The following is a 24,546-nucleotide window of genomic DNA, read 5'->3' on the forward strand; positions in this document are numbered from 1 at the left end:
GGAAACGAACAAATGGTGTTCACATGCGTACGATTTTTGAAGGAACTTAAATCTGGTCCGGTAAAAAGCAACTAGCTATTATTCCGGTACAATCTGTGCTAAAATAGCCGGATCGTTCAGATAAGCCCGCTGATAATGCAGTGGGCTTTTTCCTGTGATAGCTTTAAAATACTGGTGAAAACTCGCGAAATTGTAGAATCCGCTTTCAGAGCAGATCTGTTTAATGCTTATTTTGTTCTCGATAAGAAGCTTGCAGGCATACCCCACCCGAATCTCATTAATAAATCTTGAATAGGTCTTGCTCGTTCTTGATTTAAAATATCTGCAGAAATAATTTACACTTACATGGGCAACTTCTGCTACCTCCTGCATCAGAATTTTTCTCTTAAAATTGGCAAGTGAAAATTCATAAATTGCATGAATACGATCATTTTCCGTCTGTTCATAAGCAGGATTAAACCCAATAGAAGACAAGGTGATGAGCTCGTTACTTCCACTCATATAATGAAGCGACTCCAGTAAACTGAGCAACCTGGTACTCCCTATTGAGTTGGGTAGCCTCGCGACAATATCTGCTATGGTTTTCTCAATTTTACCGGTGATTAGTAAACCTCTTTTGGCTCTCTCCAGTAAATTTTTGATGGATTTGTTTTCAGGTAAATTCAGGAATGTATCGCCCCAGAAGTTTTCCCGGAAATGAATAACATATACCTGGGCTTTTGCCCCGCTGTTCTCGTCAAAATATATATCGTCAAATTTGCAGTAATGGGGAAGGTTTGAACCGATCATAACCAAGTCACCTGATCTGAATCGCCGGATGTGGTCTCCTATAAACTGTGTTCCGCTTCCCTGTTTGATAAAAAGCAGCTCAATCTCCGGGTGATAGTGCCACCTGTTGTTTATATAAGGGACATGATCTTCTCTCGCACTGAAAGAATGGATTGAATTCGTAGACAGTTTAAGTAGCTGAGGTTTCATCTTTTTGTTACAGAATGAGTGGTTCTAACCGTAAATATGCCAAAATCATTTATTCTTTTGTCTAAATAGACAATATTATCGTTGGTGTTTTTACTTTCTTTGAGTTAATCATTTTTAATAATCAAAGTAATGAATAGATTTTGTCTGGCATTGGATCTTATCGACGATCCTGATCTGATCAGCGCGTATGAACAAATGCACCGCCAGGTCTGGCCGGAAATAAAAGCTAGTATTCTTTCGTCGGGAATTCTGAGTATGGAGATATACCGGGTTACTAACCGGCTTGTGATGATTATAGAAGCTCATGCTGATTTTAGTTTTGAAAAAAAAGCAAAAATGGATGAGGGGAATTCCAAAGTACAGGAATGGGAAGAGCTAATGTGGAAGTACCAGCAGGCACTACCAATTGCACGACCCGGGGAAAAATGGATATTGATGGATAGAATCTTTGAACTGCATACTTTATGAAAAATCTGTATTTGCAAATCCATCCACTGGACAATGTATTGGTCGCCCTGCAGGATTTGCCGTCCGGAACCAAAGTTAATTTTGATGGAAATGACTTCGAATTGATTACTTCGGTTGCAGCAAAACACAAATTCAGCTTACAGGATCTTGCCACAGGGGAAGATATTCTAATGTACGGTGTGCTGGTTGCGAAGGCAACCCGGGAAATTGCTCTTGGAGAAGCACTCACATTAGAAAATGTGGTACATGCAGCGAGAGATTTTAGTCTGTCAAAAAGAAATACAGAATGGGATCGTCCGGACGTGAGTGCTTTTCAGGAGAGAACTTTTATGGGCTATCACAGGGAAGATGGTAGCGTCGGCACAGCAAATTACTGGTTGGTTATTCCGATGGTATTTTGTGAAAACCGGAATGTCAATGTACTGAAAGATGCTTTACAGGCTAAACTTGGTTTTCAGCAGCCTAAGGGTTATGAAAACGAAGTTGAAAATCTGATTGCGCTTTACAAAGCCGGCAAATCGGTGGAAGATATTATGACTGCAGATCTTGAGCAGTCTGCTTCAAAACCTGCAGTCCCTCTTTTTCCTCATATTGACGGGGTTAAGTTCTTAACCCATGATATGGGATGTGGAGGTACCAGGGAAGATGCAATTACTTTATGCGGTTTGCTGGCCGGCTATATTACGCATCCGAACGTTGCCGGAGCAACAGTATTAAGTCTGGGTTGCCAGCATGCCCAGACCTCTATGTTACAACAGGAGATAACTTTACGTGATCCAAATTTTAATAAACCATTATTTATACTGGAACAGCAGGAATTAGGTACGGAAAAGCGGCTTTTGGAAGAAGCACTTAAACAGACATTTACGGGGTTGATGCAAACAAGTTCTCAAAAAAGAGAACCCGCACCGCTCAGTAAGCTGTGTATAGGATTAGAGTGCGGAGGGTCGGATGGATTCTCAGGCATTTCTGCAAATCCTGTATTAGGTAATCTTTCGGATAAACTAGTCACGATGGGAGGATCGGTAATCCTGGCTGAATTTCCTGAATTATGTGGTGTGGAGCAGGAACTGAGTGACCGTTGTGTAAACGAAGAGACAGCAAGCCATTTTATGAATCTGATGCAGACTTATAATGCCAGGGCTGTCGCTTCGGGTTCTGGGTTTTATGCAAACCCATCTCCCGGAAATATCAAAGATGGATTAATCACTGATGCCATTAAATCTGCAGGGGCTGCAAAAAAAGGAGGGACCTCCCCAGTTACCGCCGTACTTGATTATCCGGAAAAGGTGACAGAACCGGGCCTCAATTTACTTTGTACGCCTGGAAGTGATGTGGAAAGCACAACTGCAGAAGTGGCAGCAGGAGCAAACATCGTAATTTTTACCACTGGCCTGGGTACGCCTACAGGGAATCCGGTCTGTCCGGTTATTAAGGTGTCTACTAATACGGTTTTATACAAAAAAATGCCCGATATTATAGATCTGAATTGCGGGACAATTATTGAGGGAGATGAGAGTATTGCAGCGGCAGCTGACCGGATGCTTGAATACGTAATCAGAGTTGCCAGCGGAGAAATCCGGCCAAAAGCTGTGATACTGGGACAGGACGATTTTATTCCCTGGAAAAGAGGTGTTTCATTATAAAATTAAATTATGTTCAGCTTAAAAGATAAAAGAGCCGTAATTACTGGTGGCGGCAGTGGTATTGGAAAAGCGATCGCTCTGTTATTCGCAACACAGGGTGCAGTATTGCACATTATAGAACTGAACCAGATAGCCGCGGAAGAAACGGTAGATATGATCAGGGAAAATGGCGGGAAAGCTTATGCCTATGGCTGCGATGTAAGTAAACAACAGGAAGTGCTCAGGACGTTTCACCAAATCGGAGCTGTTGACATTCTGGTGAACAATGCGGGGATAGCGCATATCGGGAAAGCGGGTGATACTTCAGAAGCAGATTTTACCCGTATTTTTGAAGTGAATGTAAAAGGTGCCTATAATGCCATTTTTGCGGCACTGCCTTATTTGAAAGTGAGTAAAAGTCCGGTGATTTTGAATTTGGCTTCTATAGCTGCCCTGGTTGGAATTGCTGATCGTTTTGCTTACTCGATGAGTAAAGGAGCAATACACGCAATGACTATGTCTGTTGCTAAAGATTACCTCGCAGAAGGGATCCGCTGTAACAGCATTTCACCAGCGAGAGTTCATACTCCATTTGTGGATGGGTTCATCGCTAAAAATTATGCGGGTCAGGAAAATGAAATTTTCCATAAACTATCCCAAAGTCAGCCAATTGGTCGTATGGGCAGCCCGGAAGAGGTGGCTTCGCTTGCATTATTTTTATGTGCGGAAGAGTCCGGCTTTATAACAGGAAATGATTACCCGGTCGACGGGGGATTTGTAAAACTCAATAACTAAATATAATAATGAAATTAATTAGATGGGGAAATGCCGGGAAAGAAAAAACCGGAGTAGTGATCGACGGAAAACACTATGATACTTCTGGATTAGGAATGGATTATAATGAAGCGTTTTTTGCTTCGGAAGGATTAAAAAGACTAGCTGCATATCTTGCAGAGCAGAAAGATAACCTGGTAGAGATACCTGTTGGATCACGTTTGGGCCCCCCGGTAGCCAGACCTTCTAAAATTATCTGTATCGGACTAAATTACGCAGATCATGCTGCTGAGACTAACGCGCCACTTCCTTCTGAGCCTGTCATTTTCATGAAGTCAACCACAGCACTATCAGGGCCATACGATCCGGTTATTATTCCAAAAGGTTCGGTGAAAACAGATTGGGAAGTAGAATTAGCTATTGTAATTGGTAAAACAGCTTCTTATGTAACTGAAGGGGAAGCTCTTGAGTATGTTGCGGGCTACGCACTGCATAATGATGTCTCAGAAAGGGCATTCCAGCTGGAAAGAAATGGAACATGGGATAAAGGGAAAGGTTGTGATACTTTTGCGCCGGTAGGCCCTTATCTGTCTACGCCGGACGAACTTAATGATATCAATCAGCTTCGCCTGTGGTTATCTGTAAATGGAAAAATGATGCAGGACGGCAATACAGCTAACTTTATTTTTGACATTCCGCACGTGATTTCTTACGTAAGTCAGTTTATGACACTTTTACCGGGTGATATCATTTCTACTGGTACGCCGGCAGGAGTCGGGCTTGGATTTAACCCTCCTGTATACCTGAAACCGGGAGATGTTGTGGAACTGGGTATTGAAGGACTAGGTTCTTCCCGTCAGGAAGTGAAAGAATGGGAAAGAACTCAATTTTATTACTAATAATTGATTCATGGATCTGGAACTCAGAGATAAAATAGTATTAGTTACCGGTGGCGCAAAAGGAATCGGAGAGGGTATAGTACGGCAACTTGCTGCGGAAGGTGCTGTGCCTGTAATAATAGGCAGAAATGAAAATGATAATCTGAAACTGATCAATGAACTGCATGCTAAAAAACTGCATGCTTTTCAATTTAAGGCTGAGCTAAGCAAACCTGAAGAAGTGGAACAGGTTGTGCAGGCGGTTGCCGCGAAATTTGGCAGAATAGATGGGCTTGTCAACAATGCAGGGGTAAATGACAGCGTAGGTCTTGAAAGTGGAAATTATACAGCTTTTATTGATAGCTTACATAAAAATCTTATCCATTATTACCTGATGGCTCATCACTGCCTTCCGTATTTGAAAAATTCGAAAGGGTCTATAGTAAATATTGGGTCTAAGGTCGCTGATACGGGTCAGGGCGGCACATCTGCTTATGCAGCTTCAAATGGAGGAAGGAACGCGCTGACAAGGGAATGGGCTGTCGAATTGTTACCTGCGGGTATACGGGTTAATGCGGTAATTGTCGCAGAGTGTTATACGCCTTTATATCAGCAATGGATAACTTCATTGCCCGATGCAGATACAAAGCTTGCTGCTACCTTGCGTAAAATACCGCTGGGTAACAGAATGACGGAATCTGCTGAAATAGCTAATGCAGTAGTTTTTCTGCTTTCAGAGCGTTCAAGTCATACAACTGGTCAGCTTATCTATGTCGACGGGGGATATGTACATCTGGACAGGGCGGTGACAGGTGTTTAAAATTCAATTAGGCTGTAGTGAGCCACCAGGTGTTCCCAAAGGGATCTTCCAAGCCTCCGCTTCTTCCAAAATCCATTAGCTTAATATCCTGAATAATAACGGAGCCATGAAAAATGGCCCTGTTAAATGTATCTTCTACTTCGCCGACATAAATTAGAAAATTTCCCTTTGAAACGCCGCATGGATCTACTGCCTCGGCCAGCAGGATAATATTCAAACCAATTTTGATTTCAGCGAGTAGAATGGTTCTGTTATCCTCGGCCAGCTCCATCATTATAATTTCTGCATCGAATACCATCTTGGCAAATGACACAAATGCTGCGGCATTTTCAAGCATCAGATAGGGGATAATCGTTTGCTTATCCTTATAACTTTTCATGGATAGAAAACAGCAGGACAGGGTATTTGTTTGTTTTTGACGATTTTGGTCGAAAATCTAATTAATGCTTTACTGGTTTGCTATTAAATCAGTTTAGCGTAATAAAACTGACTAAAACCTTAAAGTTGTCAGAATGTAAAATTCTGACAACTTAATTTAATTCTCCCGAATATCTTGGGAACTATAGTGGATTTAATAAACTGATTTCTATTTTTGCGAAGGATTCGAATGGGGGTATTCTGCCCAAAGACCCCTGTTTGATAAATATCGAATAAACAAGTTCAAATAATGCAAAACCAAGGAAAGAAAATCAGAGTTGCAATCTTAGGCGTAGGTAACTGCGCAAGCTCGCTCGTACAGGGCGTGGAATATTATACAAATAATACAGATAAGACATCAGGTTTAATGGCTGATGATATTGGTGGATATAAAGCAGCTCATATCGAATTTGTATGCGGCTTTGATATTGACGAAAGAAAAATTGGTCTTCCTTTAAAGGAAGCAGTTTTTGCTAAGCCAAACTGTACAATAGTATTAAATGGAGATTTACAATCAGATGCTCCCATCTACAAATCTCCTGTGATTGACGGTGTATCTCCGCAAATGGCTGCTTATCCGGAAGCCAACAGATTTGTTATTAAAGATGAATTGAAAAACACAGACGTTCTTCTTGAAGGTATTACTTATGATGCAGCACAGGTTCAAAGCCTGAGAGCAGAAATTATTGCTCAGCTTCGTCAGCATGAAGTAGAAGTGTTAATTAATTACCTGCCGGTTGGATCGCAATTAGCGACTGAGTTTTATGCTGAAATCTGCATTGAGCTTGGAATTTCCCTGGTTAACTGTATTCCTGTATTTATTGCATCTGATCCGGTTTGGGAACAGAAATTTATTGATGCTGGTATACCAATTATTGGTGACGATATGCGTAGCCAGTTTGGTGCAAGTATTGTATCTCAAATGCTTCAGGAACTTGCTTTTGAAAGAGGACACCATGTTAAAGCACACATTCAGCGTAATGTGGGTGGAAATACAGACTTCCTGAATATGGAAGATAAGAATCGTCTTAAATCTAAAAAGATCTCTAAAGAGAATGTAATCCGTGCACAGAACGATATTAGAGGTATTTCTACTGAAGACAGCTTCCTGCATGCCGGTCCTTCTGAATATATTTCTTTTTACGGTGATAATAAGGTAGCCAACTTCCGTCTTGAGCTGGAAGGTTTTATGGGCGCTCCAGTAATCTTTGATGCACAACTTTCTGTTCAGGATTCTCCGAATTCTGCAGGTGTCGTTATTGATGCGATCAGGTATGTATATGTTGCCAGAGAATTAGGCTTAGTTGGTGCTTTAAGAGGTCCTTCTGCTTCGACTCAAAAAACTCCGCCGGAACAAATGATGTTCAGTGATGCCATTTTTGAGTGTCATGCTTTAGCAAAACGTGAGCTTACTGCTTCTACAACTAAACAGTTGAAAAAATAATTAAGCTTTACCCTATAAAAAAAATGCTGCTGTGAATATTCACAGCAGCATTTTTTTTATAGGAGTCTTTTTTACTCTTTTAGAAGTCTGGTAATCGTATGCTCAAATTCGTCTTTGTATCTGGTATAATACTCCCCGGTTCCCGGACCATAAAAGTCTGTATGAATTTCTACAACTTTGCCGGTTTTATCCAGAATCAGGCTGGTAGGAAATACTTTAATCCCGGTTAATTGCGGTAGAGTTTTTTCAGTACGCAATGAGTCAGTTACAGTCGTAGGTGTAATCAAAATTGGATATTGCACATCAAATCTGTCCCTGAATTTTTGCAAACTAGCTTTTGACCTCTTTAAATCACCAGTATACTCATACGCCAGGCCGATTACTTCGACACCTCTGTTTTTATTTTGTTTATAATAATCACTCAGGAAAGCGGTCTCATCCATGCAGTTCGGACACCATGAGCCCAATAACTGAACAATGACAACTTTATTTTTAAACCTGCTGTCATTGATAGAGACCTGTTTCCCATCCAGATCTTTAAAGCTAAAGTTCAGATGTCCGCTTTCTCCATCTTTAAGACTGGTCTGGGCCGCTTCTAATTTTGCATTTTCATCTTTTACTGCCGTCCATTCCTCATAACCGGCCATACCACTATATAAGTGTCCGTTTGAAAGTTGGTCCTTATTCAGATCGGCATCCAGAACCATTGCGTGTACACCGTCAAAAGTCGATAGCTTTAATTTATTCCCCGTTACGATACCAGCAAGATAACGGTAGTCTCCTGATGGCGTCAGAATAGAGCCCGATACTTTGTTACCCTGCTGGATAAATTGTCCGATAGCGGGCCTGGCCTTTCCACCCCTGATAAAAGAGACTTTCCATTTTCCCTGCACAGAAGAATTTGCAGCACCGTGTTCGGCTTTAAACCTTTCTGGATTTTTAGCAGTGGCAGTGAAAGGGAGGACAATATCTTTCTGTATACCTTTACGGACCCAGCTTCCGGAAAGACTATCGGTTCCGATTAGACGAACGCGAAACTCAGACTCAAAAAAAGGGAGATCAAGAAACAGGCTATCCTGTTTTCTGGTTATATTACTAATCAGCATTTTTTCTGGCTCATTAACAATGTAAAACACGTTTTTGCCTTTAACCTCGGCTGCCTCCAGATTGAAGACTATTGATTTTCCGTCCTCACGCTGTATGGACGCCCGCCAGTTTCCCTTTTTTGGTTGATTCTGTGCTGCAGCATAGAACGTTATACCCATTAAAGAGCTGAGTAATATAATTTTCGGATACTTCATTTGTTTAGAATTATATGTCCAAGATAGGAGATATCTTAATATCTATCAATTTTATAGAGTAATTTGATGGTCATGAATTTTAATAAAAGAATATTTAACATCATACTGTATATTTATACTACCAAATAGCCGGCTATGAAAAAATTTATGCTGATAATAGCTGGGTTTATCCTGCTGAATTTTTCGGGTATAAGAGCACAGGGTATACAATTGAATGTTGCATTTTATGGGCTGCAATTTAAAGGAGGAGATTTTCCTTCCGGTAAAGTCAGGCTTAAAGATACACTCAGTGCTGCAACTCTTTTACCGGCATATCTAGCCGTCCGGCAACAGCATAGTCAAATCTTATTGGATTCTTTAAAAGCTTTCCGGCAGCGTTTCGAACTGAATGACTGGCTTTACTATCAGTTGGTCAGAAAAGTAGCGCAGGAGTTGTGTCCTAAAAATGAAGACTATAATATTTATACACTTTACAAATGGTATTTTCTAACGGCAGCCGGCTTCGATGCCAGGCTTGCAATTACAGGTGAGAAGCTGATATTTTACATCTATAATGAGGAAAATATAGAGGATATTCCATTCTTTATGTTTGACAAGAAGAAATATATGTGTTTGAATATACATGATTTTGAGCCGTTTGATATTCATCTTCAGCCGCCTGTCCCCCTTGTATTGAAAGTTCCGGGTGCGGTTAACTCTTTTTCTTACCGGGTTACCCGTTTACCTGATTTTGAGCCGGAAGCTTATCAAGCTAAAAGCATTGATTTTATTTATAATCACAGGCCATATCATTTTAACATCGTTTTTAATCAGGAACTGAAGGCCGTTTTTAATAATTATCCGATTGTTGATTTTGCGTCTTATTTTAATATTCCGCTTAGCAAGGCAACTTATGAGTCCCTAATTCCATTATTAAAAAACAACATGAGCGGAATGGGAGCCGAGCAGGGAATCGATTATCTGATGCGTTTTACACGATACGCCTTTTTGTACGAAAATGATCAGGAGAATTTTGGACGGGAGCGCAGGCTTTCTCCGGAGGAAACGTTGTTCTCACCTTACAGCGACTGTGATGATCGTGCGGGATTGTTCTTTTACCTGGTAAAAGAAATATATAACCTGCCTATGATAGCATTGCTCTATCCCGGGCATATTAATATTGCCGTTGCACTGCCGGATCCAAAAGGAACGTTCATTAATTATAAAGGTAAGTCTTATACTGTATGTGAACCGACACCCCAATCTGTAGATCTTCCTCTGGGCGCATTTTCTCCAGCCTTGTCTGGCGCTTCTTATGAAGTAGTTTATGTTTATGACCCTGCCAAAAATTAAATAATTGTATTTGTTTATTATAAATAGGTTGTAAAATTGTTAATTTCTTATTTGTAAGTTTAAATTTAAACGGATCATTAAATTATAAAACAATGGAGGGCTTTATACGTGTTTTTTTACCGCTTCTTGCAGGTTACCTGCTCGATTTTGCAATCGGTGATTTACCGTCCGCCTATAGACCGGAATTGTTTTTTAAACGGGCCATAAATTCAGTTTTAAACTGGATGAACTGCGGGACAATGCGTTTGCTTAAAGGGGCAATGCTTGTGGTTATAAGCACAGGGTTTGTTTTTATAGTGACTACATTGATCTGGTCTTATTTGTTAGAATTTGCTGTCCCTGCATATTTGTTGCTAAGCACCCTGATGATCTACTGGTCGTTGGGGAGTAATAAATTAATTCAGGATGGTGATGCCGCTTTTAATAAAAATAAGGAGGGAAATGATTCTTCTGCTTATACCAGGCATGAGACGGTGATCAGCATGTCATCGGGATTAAGTAAAAGAGTGGTCTCGCCGGTTTTTTATTATTGCCTTGGAGGGATTCCCTTAATGTTGTCGTCCCAGTTAATCCATTATCTCGATGACCGGATCGGTTATAAAACTACGGAATTTGAAGATTTTGGTAAAGCTGCAGCCTGGAGTGATGATGTCATTAATTTTATTCCGTCCAGGATCACCGCTGTTCTCATACTTTTAATATCCAGAAATAGTGCCGCATGGAAATATATGATGAACAGAGGGCATTTGCACGCCAGTCCCAATACTGGTTATCCTTTGATGGCAATATCGGGTGTCATCGGAATTGATCTGTTATTACCAGTATCGGAGGTGAAACTGAGCAGAGTCCATTATGCGTATATAAGAAGCCTGCACTATGCAGTTATTTTGGTATTGGTGGTTGCTATAGGGATATATTATTTTAACTGGTAACAGGGGTTTAAGAATTTTCGCTTAGGTTTGTGGCCTAAGCTATGCTGTAGCAATAGCATTTTATAATTATATGATAAGATATAAATCTACCTTCCTTTTTTCGTGGTTTAGTTATTTATTAGTTGTTGTAATTGTGCTGCATTCCTGCAGTTCGGATAAAAACAAGTCCTCGGAAACGCAAAAGCATGCTAGTATTGGCCAAGCCGAAATTAAATATGCAAAGGGATTTAGCATTACTTATTATGAAAATTTCAAGGTTCTGCGTATAAATTCCGGAGGAAATAAGGTTAAAGATACGGCTGTCTACGTACTGCTGGCGAAGGATAAAACAGTTCCGCAAGGTTACGAAACCGCGCAGATTATCCGTACACCGCTTAATAGCCTGGTCGGGTTGTCCTCTTCTCATATCGCATTGGCAGATTTTGCAGATGCTGTGCCAGCTATAACTGGTCTGGGAAGTTTGCAGTATGTTAGTAACCCGCAGGTTTTGAAGCGAATTTCGGAAGGTAAAATAAAAGAAACAGGAGACGAAACTACACTGAATACAGAATTGGTAATTAATATGAAGCCAGGGTTGGTAATGGTTACCGGTAACCCGGATGATCGTTTCAGCCGGTATAGTACTTTAACTTCAGCGGGAGTACCCGTCATGTTAAATTCAGACTGGCTCGAAACAACACCCCTGGGTAAAGCAGAATGGGTCAAGGTAATGGGTGCGTTGATGGACAGGGAGCAGGCTGTCAATGCAAAGTTTAATGCACTGGAGAAGAAATACAATATATTGGCTGAACTGGGTAGAAATGCAGTGCAGAAGCCGAAAATTATAACTGGATTACCGTATAAAGATACTTGGTATGTGCCTGCCGGCGAAAGTTTTATGGCAAGGTTTTTTGAAGACGCCGGCACGACCTATAGCTGGTCTTCCAGTAAAGGGACAGGCAGTCTGGCACTTAGTTTTGAAATGGTGGCACCTGTGGCACTTCAAGCTGACTTCTGGCTTAGTCCGGGTGCACTCAGCAGTAAGGATGAAATTAAGGCAGTAGACTCACGCTATCAGCAATTTAAATCATTCAGGCAAAATAAGATATATAATAATAACAAACGCTCAACGGTTTCAGGTACGAATGATTACTGGGAGTCGGGGACAGTGAACCCTCAGCTTGTGCTGGCAGACATGATCGCCATATTTCATCCGGAATTGCTGCCTCAACATGAATTGTATTATTTTAAACCGGTCAAATAAAATCAATTGTTTAACTACAGGCTATATATCCTTTTCTTACTCATTCTGATTGCTTTTCTGGTAGATATAGCTTTTGGTTCGATTCATATTCCTTTGCTACAGATTCTGGATGTAGTTTCCGGTAAGCAAATAGAGAATGATTCCTGGAGTTTTATAATTCAGCAAATCAGATTACCAAAGGCATTTACGGCTATAATAGCTGGTAGCGGTCTGGCAGTAAGCGGTCTTCAAATGCAGACTTTATTCCGGAACCCATTGGCTGGCCCTTCGGTATTAGGGATAACAGCGGGAGCGAGCCTTGGTGTAGCCATTGTTATGTTTTCTGCAGGCACAATCACAAGTTTATATACGATTAAGGAATTAGGTATCTCGGGCAGCTGGCTCATTATATTAGCATCGTCTGCGGGCGCTGCTCTGGTTATGTTTCTTGTTTTGCTCATATCAGGTGCAGTAAAGGATCATATTGTCATGCTTATTATCGGGGTGATGCTGGGTAATATTACACTTTCGCTGGTAAGTATCTGGCAGTACTATAGTGCTCCCGAATTGATAAAAGATTATCTGATGTGGACATTTGGTTCATTGGGTGGGGTAAACGGAGTCCAGCTGATGATCTTGACTGCTGTAGTGTTTTTCGGTCTAATCCTTACCTTCATAGCTTCAAAAAGTCTGGATGCACTGCTTCTTGGCGATCGCTACGCCATGTCGCTGGGCCTTTCAGTGAAGAGTGCAAGAATCCTCATTATTAGCAGCACCAGCTTACTTGCAGGGGGAATTACCGCATTCTGTGGCCCGATTGGGTTTGTCGGAATTGCCGTGCCCCATCTGGCAAGGGCTATATTTCAGACTTCCAGTCATCGTGTGCTTATTCCTGCCTGTTGTCTTATCGGTGCCCTGCTAATGTTGGTTTGTGATATCTTTTCGCAATTACCTGGAAGTCAGTCTGTGTTGCCTATAAATATAATTACAGCGCTTATCGGATCACCTGTGGTAATCTGGGTAATTGCCAGGCGTCAAAAAAGAAGAGATTGATGAAGGAATTAAAAACTGCTTTAATTGAAACTGAAGGTCTCATGATCGGATATCCTGCTTCGAAAGGCAGCAGGGTAGTAGCCGGACCTCTTGATTTAACTGTCTGCGGGGGACAGCTGATTTGTTTACTCGGGCCAAATGGAAGCGGCAAGTCTACTTTACTGCGTACTTTGACGGGGCTTCAGCCAGTTTCATCTGGGAAAATTTCGCTTGATGGCATACCATTAAAAACACTTAAAGCTCCGGCAATCGCAAGAAAACTAAGCCTGGTGCTAAGTGAAAAGGTGACAGGGAGTAATCTTGATGTGTATAATTTAATTGCTTTAGGCAGATACCCCTATAGTGGCTGGTTTGGTAAACTAAATGCAGAAGACCGGGCAATGATTATCAGAGCGGCTGAGCTAACCGATACTACCGGATTTTTAGACAGGCAGGTGGATAGTCTGAGCGATGGCGAATGTCAAAAGGTGATGCTGGCCCGGGCAATAGCGCAGGATACTCCTGTCGTTGTTCTGGACGAGCCGACTGCTCATCTGGATCTTCCCAGCAGGTTAAAACTAATGCAATTACTTTATAAGCTGACCCGTGAGACCGGGAAAGCAATAATAATATCAACGCATGAACTTGATCTCGCCTTACAGACATCGGACCTGATCTGGCTAATGGACGGGCGTGGAGGGCTTCATTCCGGCATACCAGAGCAACTTATTCTCGATGGTGTATTTGAAAAGGCTTTCAATAGAGAAGAAATTCATTTTGACCCGTATACCGGCCACTTTACAATTCCTCGTGTATTAAAACAGCAGATTTCGCTAATTGGAGATGGGCTGCCTTTCATCTGGACAAGAAAAGCACTTGAACGGTGTGGTTATGGAGTAACTGATGGCCTCAATCCTGAATTTCATATTTTGATTGAGTCAGGAAATAATGGTATACGCTGGACTGTTACTGCATACGGGCATCCCGATCAGTATTTTAATGATCTGCAGCAACTGGTGGATGCGTTGGTATAAAAGAAAGATTCAGAATGTCAGGTGATTGAATGGGAGGGGTGTTTAATTCATCTTAAAAATTTGTGCCTGTACATTTTTTGTTAAATTTGAATACGCAGCGAGGGATAGACCGGCAGGGCGATAATTTTAAGTTTATGGGATTATTTGATATTTTCAAACATACAGAGGGAGAACAGGATTCGGGTTTGTCTAAAGAAATTAATGATAACGCAGCAGCTGAAGCACAACAATATGAGTTCAGTTTGCAGAAAACGGAGTCTGTCTCTGCCTTGCTTCAAATTGCGCCCGAGGCGAGAGACCAGCAGTGGTTGACCCAGTTACTAACTGATCTTCCTCATGCGAGCTTTCGGAGCGGTAATCCACAGATCATTGCGGGTCCGGACGGCTTCCCCTATTTTCAGCTTTTCCTGCCTCAACCGGGAGAAACTTTTCAAAATTTTATTATAGATCTGATGGTTCCTGATTTTCTGCTGGAACGGGGTTATGGGATTGTTATTAATCCAGATGGCGGACATCCGGATTGGATTCTTTCTTATGGTGATCTGCTTAATTACAAGCTTAACGGAAGCTTTTTAAAGCAAGACAATTCTTTTAACCAAGAGAATGACGAAGAGCTTAGTGCTGGAGAAGAGGTACTGATCGGGCAGCCATCTGAAAATATTTTGCCAGCATTTACCCGGAAGCTTCTCAAGGATTTTTTTGAATTAAATGGGGTGGAGAATCCTAAGGTCTTGTTAATGATGCGCAAAAAAGGAGAGGAGATGCAGCAGGATCTCGCATTTAATATAACTCCGGACAAGTTTGATTCAGAAACGACTTTCAGAAATATGATGCAGACTGTTACCTGGTATCTTCCAAGGCATTATTCTGTGATCGGTTTACATGATGACGCATTGAACAGCGGATTTATGCCGCTTTAGACATCCAGTTTTTTCCTTCTGTAAATCTGCTGACCAACATGGCTGCAACTGTATCGCCAGTTGAATTCAGCAGCGTTGCCATTGGGTCTACCAGGGTACCGATAATCATTGCGGGAGGTAATGCCTCTGGTGGGAAACCATAGGCAGATATGAGCAAAAGTTCGCCGACATAACCTCCATTTGGTATACCTCCCTCTACAATACTGATTAAAACCGTCATCCCCAGCGCGATTGCAATTGTTTCTGCATTGTCGAAACTTTTTCCGAACAAAGCGAATACAACAGCCATTTTAATAATGGAAGATATACTTGATCCGTCTTTGTGTAAAGTGGCGCCTAAAGGAATTGTCACCTTCGCTATGTAATCCGGAATACCTATTTTGGAGGATGCTTCCAGGTTTGCAGGTATATTGGCTATACTGCTGCAGGTGCCTATGGCAGTTGCTGAAGGAACAATGTTATATTTCCAATATTTCCTGAATCCCTTTACTCCTCCTGCCACAAATGCATAAAGACTAAAAAACACGATAAAATAAACGGCACCAGTGCCGTAATACAGTCCCAGGGAATGGGCATAAGTCCCAAAGAGCTGCGGACCAAAAACACCTACCTGATAAGCAAAGTAGGCGCCAAGGCCAACTGGTGCGAGTTTCATAATCAAAATAAATATCTGTTTAAAAACCTCATTTCCGGAATTAAGAAAACCGCTGAATGCACTGCCGGATTCACCGGAACGCAGGGTGGCAAATCCGGTTAGAACAGAGAAAATAATCATGGCCAGCATACTCTTCCTTGATAATAATTCGAAGAATTCTGAGGTGGTAAATAGTTGCGTAAGCTGCTCCCCGAAAGGTTTCTTTACAATGTCCTGTTCAAGTGGAATGGCAGAAATTGTTTCATGCACAGGGAATACTTTTACAGCAAAAATTGTCAAACAAGCGGAGATCAAAATTGTTGAAAGAAATACCAATGCCATTACAGCCATCATTTTACTCAGCTTCCCGGTTTCTTTAAGGTTGCCAATTGCTGACGCTATAGAAAAAAAGACCAGTGGAATTACGGCCGTGAACAATAAATTGAGAAATATATCACCTACGGGTTTCAATATCTGTACTTTTTCTCCAAAAAACAGACCTGCCAGGCTTCCGGCAAAGATACCGGTCATAAGCCATATGATTCCTTTATAGTTCTGATAAAAACTGTTCATATAGCTAATATATACTTTAATGTTTAATTGTATATTTTAAATATAAAGAGGCGGGGCAAGGTAAATATTTTTAATTTCGCCTAATTGTATTTATACCTGTTAAGATGAAAAGACGATCCTTTGTGAAAAAAACCGGACTCCTTGCTGCTGCACTTTATTCTAATAAATTATTTGGCTCTACTATGGAGGAGGAATTTCCCGTCGTCAGAAAGATACAGGCACAGAGGCGTTTTGTTTCTAAGGCAGTTGATAATGTTGTCGCCGAATTTTCGTCTAAAGTCAAGAACAAGGAGTATGTATGGCTGTTCAATAACTGTTTCCCCAATACACTGGATACTGCAGTTACCCTGCATCCAGGACCTAAGCCTGAAACTTTTGTGAGTGCAATTGAGCCCGATGCAATGTGGCTCAGAGATAGTACCGGTCAGGTCTGGAACTATCTTTCTCTGCTGAGAAGGGATAAGCCTTTGAAAGATCTTGTGGCAGGAGTAATCAATCGTCAGGTAAAGTATGTGATGAAGGACCCATATGCGAGTTCGTTTTATGATGATCCTGCCAAAATCAGCGAATGGAAAGATGATCTGACAACTATGCTTCCTGGTATACATGAGCGGAAATGGGAATTAGATTCGTTATGTGCACCTATAAGGCTTGCTTACAGATATTGGCAGCAAACCAAAGATACCAGCCTGTTTGATACGGAATGGCAAGATGCTGTCAAGCTCATTCTTAAGACATTTAAGGAGCAGCAGCGCAAAGAGAATGATGGTCCTTATCATTTTCAACGTAACTCTGCCTGGGCAACTGACAGTCTCCCTATGCAGGGATTCGGTTATCCTGTAAAGCCGGTTGGATTGATATGTTCGGCATTCAGGCCAAGTGAGGATGCGACTACTTTCTCTTTTCATATTCCTTCTAATTTCTTTGCTCTGGTGAGTATGAGGCAGGCTGCAGAGCTTTTCCGCATGGTCAAAGCTGACGAGTCAGTAGCAAAGGAGATGGATGACCTGGCCCTGGAGATCAGAACGGCACTTCAGAAATATGCAATCATTGAGCATGAAGTATATGGAAAGGTGTTTGCCTACGAAATCAATGGGATGGGGAGTTTCAATCTGATGGATGATGCCAATTTACCTGGTCTGCTGGGGTTGCCTTACCTTGGTGCAATCTCGGTAACCGATCCCGTATATCAGAATACGCGTAAAATGGTGCTTTCGAAAGATAATCCGTTTTTTTACCAGGGGAAGGAAACGGAAGGACTCGGCGGCCCTCATATCGGTAAAGACATGATCTGGCCCATGAGTATAATTGTGCGGGCACTGACTTCTACCGATGAACAGGAAATTGGTAAATGCTTGCAGATCTTAAAAAAATCAAATGCCGGTACAGGATTTATGCATGAATCTTTTCAAAAAGATAATTTCAGCCAATTTACCAGAAATGCTTTTCCATGGGCGAATTCTTTATTTGGGGAGTTGCTCTGGAAAACTTATCAGGAAAGGCCTCATTTACTAGTTTAAAGCTCTTTTATCATAAATAATGTCATATAAATGAAATTATACCTAGTGTTAACATTAACTTAACATTAGGTTTCCATCTTTGTAATATGTTCTTACCGATACTCGCTGCCACTTTTTATTTATTTGCTATCATAGCTGCATTTAAAATGGATACGCCTTTAAAAGGTTTCTTATTTATTCTCGCCGTTGCCGGAGTAAGCGGGATTTTATATCTCTTTATTCTATTTCCTGGTATTTCCGGACTTGCAGTTGCGCTAATGCTTGCTGCTTTTATTCTACGTCAAAAAAGAAAATAAAAAAACCACCCGGCTTTTGGCACGGATGGTTTCATTGTGTGGGCAATTTCTTACATGGCTTTGTTTGCCTTGATTTCTATTTTCTTATTGGTCTCCGTTGTATTTAACAGACCTTTTGCCCAGAAAGTATAAAACCTTCCTGAAGTTAGCTTAACGTTTTCCAGTGTAGCTACATCTGCTCCCGTAGCTTTGTTTTTAAGCGTCAACTTGTGACTGGCTGCGACTCTGATGTTTTTAAATGGTGTTGCCATTTTATATGGGCGGGTGAAGTTAGTTGTATCGCCATCTACTACAAGGGTTAATTCGGGCGCGTCCGGCGAAAGATTAATGAATCGGAGTTTTGCAGAACCTTCAGCAGGTTTTGTATACTCGTCCTCAGTAATTACATAACCCAGAGAGTCGAGGTTTTCGATCACATACAAGGAATAATAAAGTCCTGCATCCAATTTAATGTTCTTCTCATACCATACATCTGTTTTCCCGCCAACCTTCACCGTAGCTTTATTTGTTCCGGGGAAGACGCGCTGATAATCTATCTGAGATCCGAAATTAAATTCGGCATTATTTACCCGCTGATTACCCAGGTAAAAATCTATGGCATTTGCTTTTGGCGCTGCATTGATAATCGTAAGTGCTGCAATCTCCACAGGTTCCGGTGTGTCTAACTTACAGGAAGAAAGCGTAATGGTTAATCCCAGTACCGAGAGGGCGGCAAGCTTAAGTGTGTTCTTTGAAAAGGTAAATGGTTTTAAACTCATGTTGTCAAATTTTTTGGTTATTAAAATCTATTTGTTGGGTAAAACGCAGGCTGTCAGGCGAACGCTACAGTTTTTTAGGTATTTTTGTAAAATAAAATTAATACAGATTCTTGTAGCGTTTGAACGACGAGATGCGTTTTTAACTTTAATCCGCTTTGGGAGACCAATTACCAGAGAATTGAACGGAATACAATCAGACCCAATAAGAAATAGATAGGCTAAAACTGCGTGAGTAATAAGAATTCGGTGTTCCAGGAGATTATAGTGGGGCTTAGTACGCGTGACGAACGCATACAAGAACGCGTTTATGCCCAATTCTGGGGGTACCTGATGGGTATTTCTACACGATATTTTAAAGACAGGAACATAGCGCGGGAGGTTGTAAACGATAGCTTTATGAAAGCATTCCGAACGATGTATGACTTTCGTCATGATGCTGGACCTGAAGAATTTCAAAAAATGTTCCGCTCCTGGCTCGCTAAAATTACCGTGCGAACAGCGTTGGATAAATTGCGGGCAAATAAAACTATTCTGAATTATGTTGAAGAATATGAAGAGCAGTCGATCACCTATGTAGGAGTTGACCAGGAGCTTCATGTTCAGGATATTTTGAAACTACTTTATGAACTACCCGAAATACAGCGTGCTGTATTTAATCTTTATGAAATTGAGGGTTACAGTCATGATGAAATAGCAGTTATGCTTACAATTCCTGCAAGTTCCAGCCGGACGTACCTGTCCAGAGCAAAAAACAAGTTGCGTGAATTGTATAAAAACACATTAATAAACTGATAAGTATTTCCTGCGGTAAGCTGTAGGATCCAAAATGATATGGGCTATGAAAGAAGCTGACAAAGAACTGATCAAAGAAATAAGTAATCTTTTCGAAGATTACGAGGAGGAGTATGTACCGGGGGAATGGGAGAAATTTCAGGCAGTTCAAAAGCCTTCGAAATTTATTTTTCCGCTATGGATGAAAATTGCTGCTTTGCTGGCGGTAATAACTACAGCTGCAATTTTGTTCCGCCCTTCTTTCAATGCGGACAAAACTCAAAAATATAGTTCAGATAAAACAGAAAATAAATTAGCTCCAAAATCGGATCAGCCTAATCCGATGGGAAAGGTTAAAGAGAAATCGGAGGAATATGTGTTGCAGCATGCTCCTGAAAAAAAGATACGGGCTGAAAAGGACGAAATCTATAAATTTAAGACTACTGTCGCGGATACACCCACTTCATCGTGGCGTAATGCAGTTGTTAAAACTGTGGAGAAGGACAGCATTAGAAGTGTTATTAAGCCTAAGCAGGAGCAAATTTATGTTCAGAATAAACCTATTGAAAAAAATCAGGAGGAGGTTCGACCTGCGCAAGTCGCTCCCGACGCCCCTCTGAAACAAAAAACTGACAGGACACTCGATTTCCTGATGTCCGAAAATCAAAAACAGGAACGTGTAGCTAAAAATAACAGGAAAACGTCCAAGTGGGATTTTGGTGTGGAAGTAATGCCGACTGCTACGAATTCCGCTTTGAATGTTGGCGCCGGATTAACAACTGCTTATGAATTATCTGATCAGTTTTCCCTAAGCTCCGGTATTTCTTTGCTAAACCTGGAGTCCGGTACGGTTGTGAGACCGAACCCAAATGGGGCATTGAATTCTTTTGGTGGCAGCGGTGATTTTTCTGAACAGAAGCGGCTCGATGGTACAAGTGCAATTATAAAAGCTATCGACATTCCTCTGGCAGTGGTTTATAAACTAAATAAAAACTTTTACACTAGTGCCGGATTTTCTTACGTAAACGTAATTAGCGAACGGAGAAGTAATAATTTTGTCCAGAATTCATTAGTGCAGCGTTCCAACAAGGATCCTATGACAGGAGCGGAACATTTGACGGCGGTAATGTCAGTTGAGAAAATCACGGAACCAGAGCCGGTGACGCCATTAAAAGGGAACAGTTATATGGGAGGGTTCTTTAATTTTTCTATCGGAAGGCGGCAGCAGATTTTCCAAAAGTATGATATATTGGTTGAACCTTTTATCAAAGTTCCTGTAGGTCGTCTTTCCCGGGAAGATGTTCAATTGATGAACAGTGGAATCAAGTTACAGTTTGCCTTCTAAAATTAAAAGCTATCTGCTGAAAATTAGGTAAGTATCATTGAATTGTCTGAATTCATATTCTACACCTGTTTTATTTTTATTTATCATACTTTTGGACTGTTATCGATTTTCGGTCTAATCTATCTATTTATTTATGGAAAAAGATGAGCTTGTTATCAGAGAGATTTTGGCGGGAGCAAAGAGGTTATTTGGAAAACATGGATTAAAAAAAACTACCATGGAGGAAATAGCGTCCGCTGCCGGCAAGGGGAAGAGTACGCTCTATTATTATTTTCCGAGTAAGGTTGAGATTTTTGAGGCTGTTGTGGAGGACGAGATGAAAAATGTAGTCAGGCGCATTCGTGAAGCAGTTAATAACGCATTCACGGCGAAAGGCAAGCTAAAGGCATTCTTGCATTCTCAAATTACCTCTATTATTGGCTTTCACAGTTTTAGGGAAGTTCTTTTTGAGGAAATGATGGATAGTATGAGGATGTTGATCTGCATTAAATCCAGATATGAGCAAATACAGCTGGATATGATCAGAGAGATTCTACTTGGTGGTTGCCAATCCGGGGAATTCAGAGATATAACACCAGAAAGAATGCAAAAAATGTCATTTGTAATGGTTACAGCATTCAGAGGGTTGCATTTTCCGTTGACGATTGAACTATCTGAGAGCCAGACACAGGAATATTTTGAAGAGATGATTGATATGTTGATAGAGGGGATCGGAAGTGAGGAGTTGAGGAAAGTCTGATTAGCTTTTAAGTCTGATTTAACTTTTTGGACTTGAAAAACTAAGCTGTAACAGAAATAACGATACTTTTGTTGTTATGGATATAAGAGCAAATATTATTTGACAATAATATTATAGACTAAAATACGGTTATGGTCCAAGAATAATTTACTTTTGTCTATCTTAAAGTTAACATATTTTTAATATATTAGATCATGTTTCATAACGCAATTTGTATTAACTAGCTGTATATGAATAAAATAAATTATGAATCTATCTGAAGTAAACACTATATAATTCAGGCATGCGTAAAAAATTGGGCGATAGAATTGCTGCATTTCAAGATGCAATCGCAATCAAGGAAAAAGGATTATATCCTTATTTCAGATCAATCGAGTCTGCACAAGACACCGAGGTGATCATTGAGGGTAAAAAAGTATTAATGTTTGGTTCTAATTCTTATCTGGGCCTTACTAATCACCCTAAAATTAAGGAAGCTTCCAAAATCGCCATTGATAAATATGGAACTGGCTGTGCAGGCTCCAGATTCCTTAACGGAACGTTGGATATCCATCTTGAACTGGAAAGAAGACTTGCTGCATTCGTTGGTAAAGAATCTGCTGTTTTATTCAGTACGGGATTTCAGGTTAACCTGGGAGTGATATCCTGTCTGCTGGAAAGAAACGATTATTTAATATTGGATGAATACGATCACGCATCTATTATAGACGGTAGCAGGCTTTCGTTCTCACGCTCGATCAAATATGCACACAATGACATGGATGATCTGCGAAAGAAACTCAGTAGGTTACCTGAAGATTCGGCAAAGCTGATTGTAGCTGATGGGATTTTTAGTATGGAAGGAGATATCGTTAAACTTCCTGAAATCGTTCAGATCGCTGAAGAATTTGGTGCGAATATTATGATGGATGATGCACACAGTATTGGTGTTATCGGTTTTAATGGTTCGGGGGTGTCTTCACACTTCGGACTGACTGATAAGGTCGACCTGATTATGGGCACATTTAGTAAGTCACTGGCGTCATTAGGTGGGTTTATTGCTGCTAACGAGGAAACTATTGAATATATCAAGCACCGTGCAAGATCATTGATGTTTAGTGCAAGTATGTCTCCGGCTTCTGTAGCCAGCGTAATTGCAGCTCTTGATATTATCGAATCTGAGCCTGAACGTATTGATAAATTATGGGCAAACACAAATTATGCTAAAAAACTCCTATTGGACGCTGGTTTCGATATAGGACATCCTGAGAGCCCAATTATCCCGGTTTACATCCGTGATAATGATAAAACTTTCCAGATTACTAACATCCTTCAGAAAAATGGAATTTTTGTAAACCCTGTGGTATCACCGGCAGTTCCTTCTGATTCTTCTATGATCAGGTTCTCCCTGATGGCAACTCATAGTTTCGAACAGATTGAAGAAGCAGTCGATAAATTGTGTGCAGCATTTAAAGAGGTACAACTAACGCCTGCTAAAGTGAGTATTTAATTTAACGGTTCTTTAGAATTAAATCTCCTGTCCGGATTACGCCGGATGTTAATTTTTTATATAAATAAATGAAAAAGCGTGTTTTGATTACTGGTGGAAGTGGTTTCGTAGGTTACCACTTGATCGAGGCAGCCATTTCCTCCGGACTGGAGGTTTATGTTGCGGTAAGATCCAGTAGTTCTGTTGCACATTTAAGTATATTCGATATCAAATTTGTTTATCCGGATTTTAGCAGTACGGAAAGCCTTATTCCTCTGTTGGAACAAGGTCGTTATAATTATATTGTTCATGCATCTGGTATTACCAAAGCGAAATCTGCCGAAGAGTACAATAAGATAAATGCCGAGTATTCTAATAATCTTGCACTTGCTGCCGTTAAAGCAGATATTCCCCTGGAAAAATTTGTATTTGTCAGTAGCCTGGCTGCAATTGGTCCACTTGAAAATCTGGAGGGTATAATACAAGACAATACTCCGGCAAGGCCGGTAACTTTATATGGTTCGAGTAAGATGCTGGCAGAACAGTATCTTGCCCGGATAACCAACCTTCCTTTAGTAATTATAAGGCCTACGGCTGTTTATGGACCTAGAGAGAAAGATATTTTTATATTGCTGAAAAGCATTTATAAGGGGATTGAGCCTCATATAGGCAAGTTCTCCCAAAAATTGAGTTTCATTTACGTGAAAGATCTGGCGAATGTAATTGTTGATTCTTTATCTTCTGCTGTAACAAATGCCGCGTACAATGTGTCTGATGGATATCAGTACGACCGCTACGCGCTCGCTGAAGGTGTTAAAAAAGCTATGCACAAAAAGACTTTTAAATTTCATATTCCGGTATTTTTTGTCTCATTTCTGGCAACTGTAATGGAGAAAATTTACAGTAACCGAGATGCTTCGCCGACATTAAATAAAGAAAAAATGAATGAGCTTACGGCTCTGAATTGGATATGTAGTATCGAACATGCCAGAAAAGACTTGTCCTTCAAACCTGCTTACAATCTAAATCAGGGTCTGGAAGAAACAGTTCGTTGGTATAAACAAAATAACTGGCTTTAAGCCAAAGAAGATGAAAATGTATTATTCCATATTTAAGCTACTATTTCCCGAATTAACCACTATGGTTTTTTCTAATAGGAACAGCTATGCATTTTCTGTAATAAACACTAAAAAAATCTATCCACTTTACGTCTTAAATCAATCCTGATATGCCTGCTGAAGCCCTGTTTAAGCTACCGGTATATC

24 protein-coding genes are annotated in these 24,546 nt (G+C 40.7%); 19 read left to right on the plus strand and 5 right to left on the minus strand.

Going from position 1 to position 24,546, the window contains the following annotated elements; genetic code table 11:
• Positions 1-78: 78 nt before the first annotated feature.
• Positions 79-978, minus strand: a complete 900-nt coding sequence (locus BLR53_RS05735; RefSeq protein ID WP_074587928.1) for an AraC family transcriptional regulator — start codon at positions 976-978, stop codon at positions 79-81.
• Positions 979-1,107: 129 nt separating this feature from the next.
• Between BLR53_RS05735 and BLR53_RS05740 the strand changes: the two genes are divergently transcribed.
• The 5 genes from BLR53_RS05740 to BLR53_RS05760 are packed head-to-tail and all read left to right on the plus strand — an operon-like array spanning position 1,108 to position 5,543.
• Positions 1,108-1,446, plus strand: coding sequence for an L-rhamnose mutarotase (locus tag BLR53_RS05740; RefSeq protein WP_037442525.1), 339 nt, complete (start codon positions 1,108-1,110; stop codon positions 1,444-1,446).
• Positions 1,443-3,092, plus strand: coding sequence for a UxaA family hydrolase (locus BLR53_RS05745; protein ID WP_074587933.1), 1,650 nt, complete (start codon positions 1,443-1,445; stop codon positions 3,090-3,092). The genes BLR53_RS05740 and BLR53_RS05745 overlap by 4 nt, the downstream gene beginning before the upstream one ends.
• 9 nt (positions 3,093-3,101) lie before the next feature.
• A complete protein-coding gene (locus BLR53_RS05750) occupies positions 3,102-3,866 on the plus strand; it encodes an SDR family NAD(P)-dependent oxidoreductase (RefSeq protein WP_037442521.1) in 765 nt (254 codons plus the stop codon).
• 8 nt (positions 3,867-3,874) lie between these two features.
• Positions 3,875-4,744 (plus strand): fumarylacetoacetate hydrolase family protein, encoded by an 870-nt coding sequence (locus tag BLR53_RS05755; RefSeq protein WP_074587936.1) that lies wholly within the window; start codon positions 3,875-3,877, stop codon positions 4,742-4,744.
• Between the two features lie 10 nt (positions 4,745-4,754).
• Positions 4,755-5,543, plus strand: a complete 789-nt coding sequence (locus tag BLR53_RS05760) for an SDR family oxidoreductase (protein WP_037442517.1) — start codon at positions 4,755-4,757, stop codon at positions 5,541-5,543.
• Between the two features lie 7 nt (positions 5,544-5,550).
• On the opposite strand, the gene BLR53_RS05765 is transcribed toward BLR53_RS05760, so the two are convergent.
• The gene (locus BLR53_RS05765) at positions 5,551-5,922 is read right to left on the minus strand and encodes a VOC family protein (protein WP_037442515.1); all 372 of its coding nucleotides are present in this window, start codon (positions 5,920-5,922) and stop codon (positions 5,551-5,553) included.
• Between the two features lie 288 nt (positions 5,923-6,210).
• On the opposite strand from BLR53_RS05765, the gene BLR53_RS05770 reads away from it, so the two are divergent.
• Positions 6,211-7,404 carry an inositol-3-phosphate synthase gene (locus BLR53_RS05770; protein ID WP_074587940.1) on the plus strand — a complete coding sequence of 398 codons (1,194 nt, stop codon included), beginning with the start codon at positions 6,211-6,213 and terminating at the stop codon, positions 7,402-7,404.
• A 71-nt stretch (positions 7,405-7,475) separates the two neighbouring features.
• Here the strand turns inward: BLR53_RS05770 and BLR53_RS05775 are convergent, their stop codons facing one another.
• Positions 7,476-8,705 (minus strand): peroxiredoxin family protein, encoded by a 1,230-nt coding sequence (locus BLR53_RS05775; protein WP_074587943.1) that lies wholly within the window; start codon positions 8,703-8,705, stop codon positions 7,476-7,478.
• A gap of 135 nt (positions 8,706-8,840) precedes the next feature.
• On the opposite strand from BLR53_RS05775, the gene BLR53_RS05780 reads away from it, so the two are divergent.
• From BLR53_RS05780 to BLR53_RS05805, 6 genes are all read left to right on the plus strand, one after another.
• Positions 8,841-10,037, plus strand: a complete 1,197-nt coding sequence (locus BLR53_RS05780; RefSeq protein WP_051760354.1) for a hypothetical protein — start codon at positions 8,841-8,843, stop codon at positions 10,035-10,037.
• A 92-nt stretch (positions 10,038-10,129) separates the two neighbouring features.
• Positions 10,130-10,969, plus strand: a complete 840-nt coding sequence (locus BLR53_RS05785; protein WP_074587945.1) for a cobalamin biosynthesis protein CobD/CbiB — start codon at positions 10,130-10,132, stop codon at positions 10,967-10,969.
• A 70-nt stretch (positions 10,970-11,039) separates the two neighbouring features.
• Entirely contained in the window at positions 11,040-12,212 is a 1,173-nt protein-coding gene (locus tag BLR53_RS05790) for an ABC transporter substrate-binding protein (RefSeq protein WP_074587947.1), read from the plus strand.
• A gap of 6 nt (positions 12,213-12,218) precedes the next feature.
• Positions 12,219-13,244 (plus strand): iron ABC transporter permease, encoded by a 1,026-nt coding sequence (locus BLR53_RS05795; RefSeq protein ID WP_074587949.1) that lies wholly within the window; start codon positions 12,219-12,221, stop codon positions 13,242-13,244.
• Complete coding sequence (locus BLR53_RS05800; RefSeq protein ID WP_074587952.1) at positions 13,244-14,257, plus strand: ABC transporter ATP-binding protein; 1,014 nt, start codon at positions 13,244-13,246, stop codon at positions 14,255-14,257. Before BLR53_RS05795 ends, BLR53_RS05800 begins: the two co-directional genes overlap by 1 nt.
• 134 nt (positions 14,258-14,391) lie before the next feature.
• Complete coding sequence (locus BLR53_RS05805) at positions 14,392-15,177, plus strand: hypothetical protein (RefSeq protein WP_074963974.1); 786 nt, start codon at positions 14,392-14,394, stop codon at positions 15,175-15,177.
• Here BLR53_RS05805 and BLR53_RS05810 read toward each other — a convergent pair.
• Positions 15,164-16,384, minus strand: coding sequence for a dicarboxylate/amino acid:cation symporter (locus BLR53_RS05810; RefSeq protein ID WP_074587954.1), 1,221 nt, complete (start codon positions 16,382-16,384; stop codon positions 15,164-15,166). The two genes, BLR53_RS05805 and BLR53_RS05810, sit on opposite strands and share 14 nt — an antisense overlap.
• A 104-nt stretch (positions 16,385-16,488) precedes the next feature.
• Here BLR53_RS05810 and BLR53_RS05815 point away from each other — a divergent pair, with 104 nt between their 5' ends.
• Both BLR53_RS05815 and BLR53_RS05820 read left to right on the plus strand, forming a co-directional pair.
• Positions 16,489-17,904 (plus strand): glycoside hydrolase family 125 protein, encoded by a 1,416-nt coding sequence (locus tag BLR53_RS05815; RefSeq protein WP_037441600.1) that lies wholly within the window; start codon positions 16,489-16,491, stop codon positions 17,902-17,904.
• Between the two features lie 86 nt (positions 17,905-17,990).
• Positions 17,991-18,200: a hypothetical protein gene (locus tag BLR53_RS05820; protein ID WP_074587956.1), complete on the plus strand. Its 210-nt coding sequence runs from the start codon at positions 17,991-17,993 to the stop codon at positions 18,198-18,200.
• A 50-nt stretch (positions 18,201-18,250) separates the two neighbouring features.
• Here BLR53_RS05820 and BLR53_RS05825 read toward each other — a convergent pair whose 3' ends face one another.
• Entirely contained in the window at positions 18,251-18,958 is a 708-nt protein-coding gene (locus BLR53_RS05825; protein ID WP_037441596.1) for a DUF4397 domain-containing protein, read from the minus strand.
• A gap of 228 nt (positions 18,959-19,186) precedes the next feature.
• Between BLR53_RS05825 and BLR53_RS05835 the strand changes: the two genes are divergently transcribed.
• The 5 genes from BLR53_RS05835 to BLR53_RS05855 all read left to right on the plus strand — a co-directional run bounded on the left by BLR53_RS05835 (position 19,187) and on the right by BLR53_RS05855 (position 24,360).
• Positions 19,187-19,750 carry an RNA polymerase sigma factor gene (locus BLR53_RS05835; protein WP_037441591.1) on the plus strand — a complete coding sequence of 188 codons (564 nt, stop codon included), beginning with the start codon at positions 19,187-19,189 and terminating at the stop codon, positions 19,748-19,750.
• Between the two features lie 46 nt (positions 19,751-19,796).
• Complete coding sequence (locus tag BLR53_RS05840) at positions 19,797-21,074, plus strand: hypothetical protein (protein ID WP_143007831.1); 1,278 nt, start codon at positions 19,797-19,799, stop codon at positions 21,072-21,074.
• Positions 21,075-21,207: 133 nt separating this feature from the next.
• On the plus strand, positions 21,208-21,813 hold the full coding sequence (locus tag BLR53_RS05845) for a TetR/AcrR family transcriptional regulator (protein WP_037441586.1): 606 nt from the start codon (positions 21,208-21,210) through the stop codon (positions 21,811-21,813).
• A 283-nt stretch (positions 21,814-22,096) separates the two neighbouring features.
• Positions 22,097-23,302, plus strand: coding sequence for a serine palmitoyltransferase (gene spt, locus BLR53_RS05850; RefSeq protein WP_074587961.1), 1,206 nt, complete (start codon positions 22,097-22,099; stop codon positions 23,300-23,302).
• A gap of 68 nt (positions 23,303-23,370) precedes the next feature.
• Positions 23,371-24,360 carry an NAD-dependent epimerase/dehydratase family protein gene (locus BLR53_RS05855; protein WP_074587964.1) on the plus strand — a complete coding sequence of 330 codons (990 nt, stop codon included), beginning with the start codon at positions 23,371-23,373 and terminating at the stop codon, positions 24,358-24,360.
• The last annotated feature ends 186 nt before the right edge of the window (positions 24,361-24,546 follow it).

The sequence above is a fragment of the Pedobacter antarcticus genome (genome assembly GCF_900103515.1).
Taxonomy (GTDB): domain Bacteria; phylum Bacteroidota; class Bacteroidia; order Sphingobacteriales; family Sphingobacteriaceae; genus Pedobacter; species Pedobacter antarcticus.

Coding starts and splice junctions, on each gene's coding strand:
- BLR53_RS05855 (WP_074587964.1), top strand. CDS start 23,371: ATGAAAAAGCGTGTTTTGATTACTGGTGGAAGTGGTTTCGTAGGTTAC.
- BLR53_RS05780 (WP_051760354.1), top strand. CDS start 8,841: ATGAAAAAATTTATGCTGATAATAGCTGGGTTTATCCTGCTGAATTTT.
- BLR53_RS05800 (WP_074587952.1), top strand. CDS start 13,244: ATGAAGGAATTAAAAACTGCTTTAATTGAAACTGAAGGTCTCATGATC.
- BLR53_RS05845 (WP_037441586.1), top strand. CDS start 21,208: ATGGAAAAAGATGAGCTTGTTATCAGAGAGATTTTGGCGGGAGCAAAG.
- BLR53_RS05790 (WP_074587947.1), top strand. CDS start 11,040: ATGATAAGATATAAATCTACCTTCCTTTTTTCGTGGTTTAGTTATTTA.
- BLR53_RS05785 (WP_074587945.1), top strand. CDS start 10,130: ATGGAGGGCTTTATACGTGTTTTTTTACCGCTTCTTGCAGGTTACCTG.
- BLR53_RS05750 (WP_037442521.1), top strand. CDS start 3,102: ATGTTCAGCTTAAAAGATAAAAGAGCCGTAATTACTGGTGGCGGCAGT.
- BLR53_RS05740 (WP_037442525.1), top strand. CDS start 1,108: ATGAATAGATTTTGTCTGGCATTGGATCTTATCGACGATCCTGATCTG.
- BLR53_RS05770 (WP_074587940.1), top strand. CDS start 6,211: ATGCAAAACCAAGGAAAGAAAATCAGAGTTGCAATCTTAGGCGTAGGT.
- BLR53_RS05765 (WP_037442515.1), bottom strand. CDS start 5,922: ATGAAAAGTTATAAGGATAAGCAAACGATTATCCCCTATCTGATGCTT.
- BLR53_RS05840 (WP_143007831.1), top strand. CDS start 19,797: ATGAAAGAAGCTGACAAAGAACTGATCAAAGAAATAAGTAATCTTTTC.
- BLR53_RS05805 (WP_074963974.1), top strand. CDS start 14,392: ATGGGATTATTTGATATTTTCAAACATACAGAGGGAGAACAGGATTCG.
- BLR53_RS05815 (WP_037441600.1), top strand. CDS start 16,489: ATGAAAAGACGATCCTTTGTGAAAAAAACCGGACTCCTTGCTGCTGCA.
- BLR53_RS05775 (WP_074587943.1), bottom strand. CDS start 8,705: ATGAAGTATCCGAAAATTATATTACTCAGCTCTTTAATGGGTATAACG.
- spt (WP_074587961.1), top strand. CDS start 22,097: ATGCGTAAAAAATTGGGCGATAGAATTGCTGCATTTCAAGATGCAATC.
- BLR53_RS05820 (WP_074587956.1), top strand. CDS start 17,991: ATGTTCTTACCGATACTCGCTGCCACTTTTTATTTATTTGCTATCATA.
- BLR53_RS05735 (WP_074587928.1), bottom strand. CDS start 978: ATGAAACCTCAGCTACTTAAACTGTCTACGAATTCAATCCATTCTTTC.
- BLR53_RS05825 (WP_037441596.1), bottom strand. CDS start 18,958: ATGAGTTTAAAACCATTTACCTTTTCAAAGAACACACTTAAGCTTGCC.
- BLR53_RS05745 (WP_074587933.1), top strand. CDS start 1,443: ATGAAAAATCTGTATTTGCAAATCCATCCACTGGACAATGTATTGGTC.
- BLR53_RS05755 (WP_074587936.1), top strand. CDS start 3,875: ATGAAATTAATTAGATGGGGAAATGCCGGGAAAGAAAAAACCGGAGTA.
- BLR53_RS05760 (WP_037442517.1), top strand. CDS start 4,755: ATGGATCTGGAACTCAGAGATAAAATAGTATTAGTTACCGGTGGCGCA.
- BLR53_RS05810 (WP_074587954.1), bottom strand. CDS start 16,384: ATGAACAGTTTTTATCAGAACTATAAAGGAATCATATGGCTTATGACC.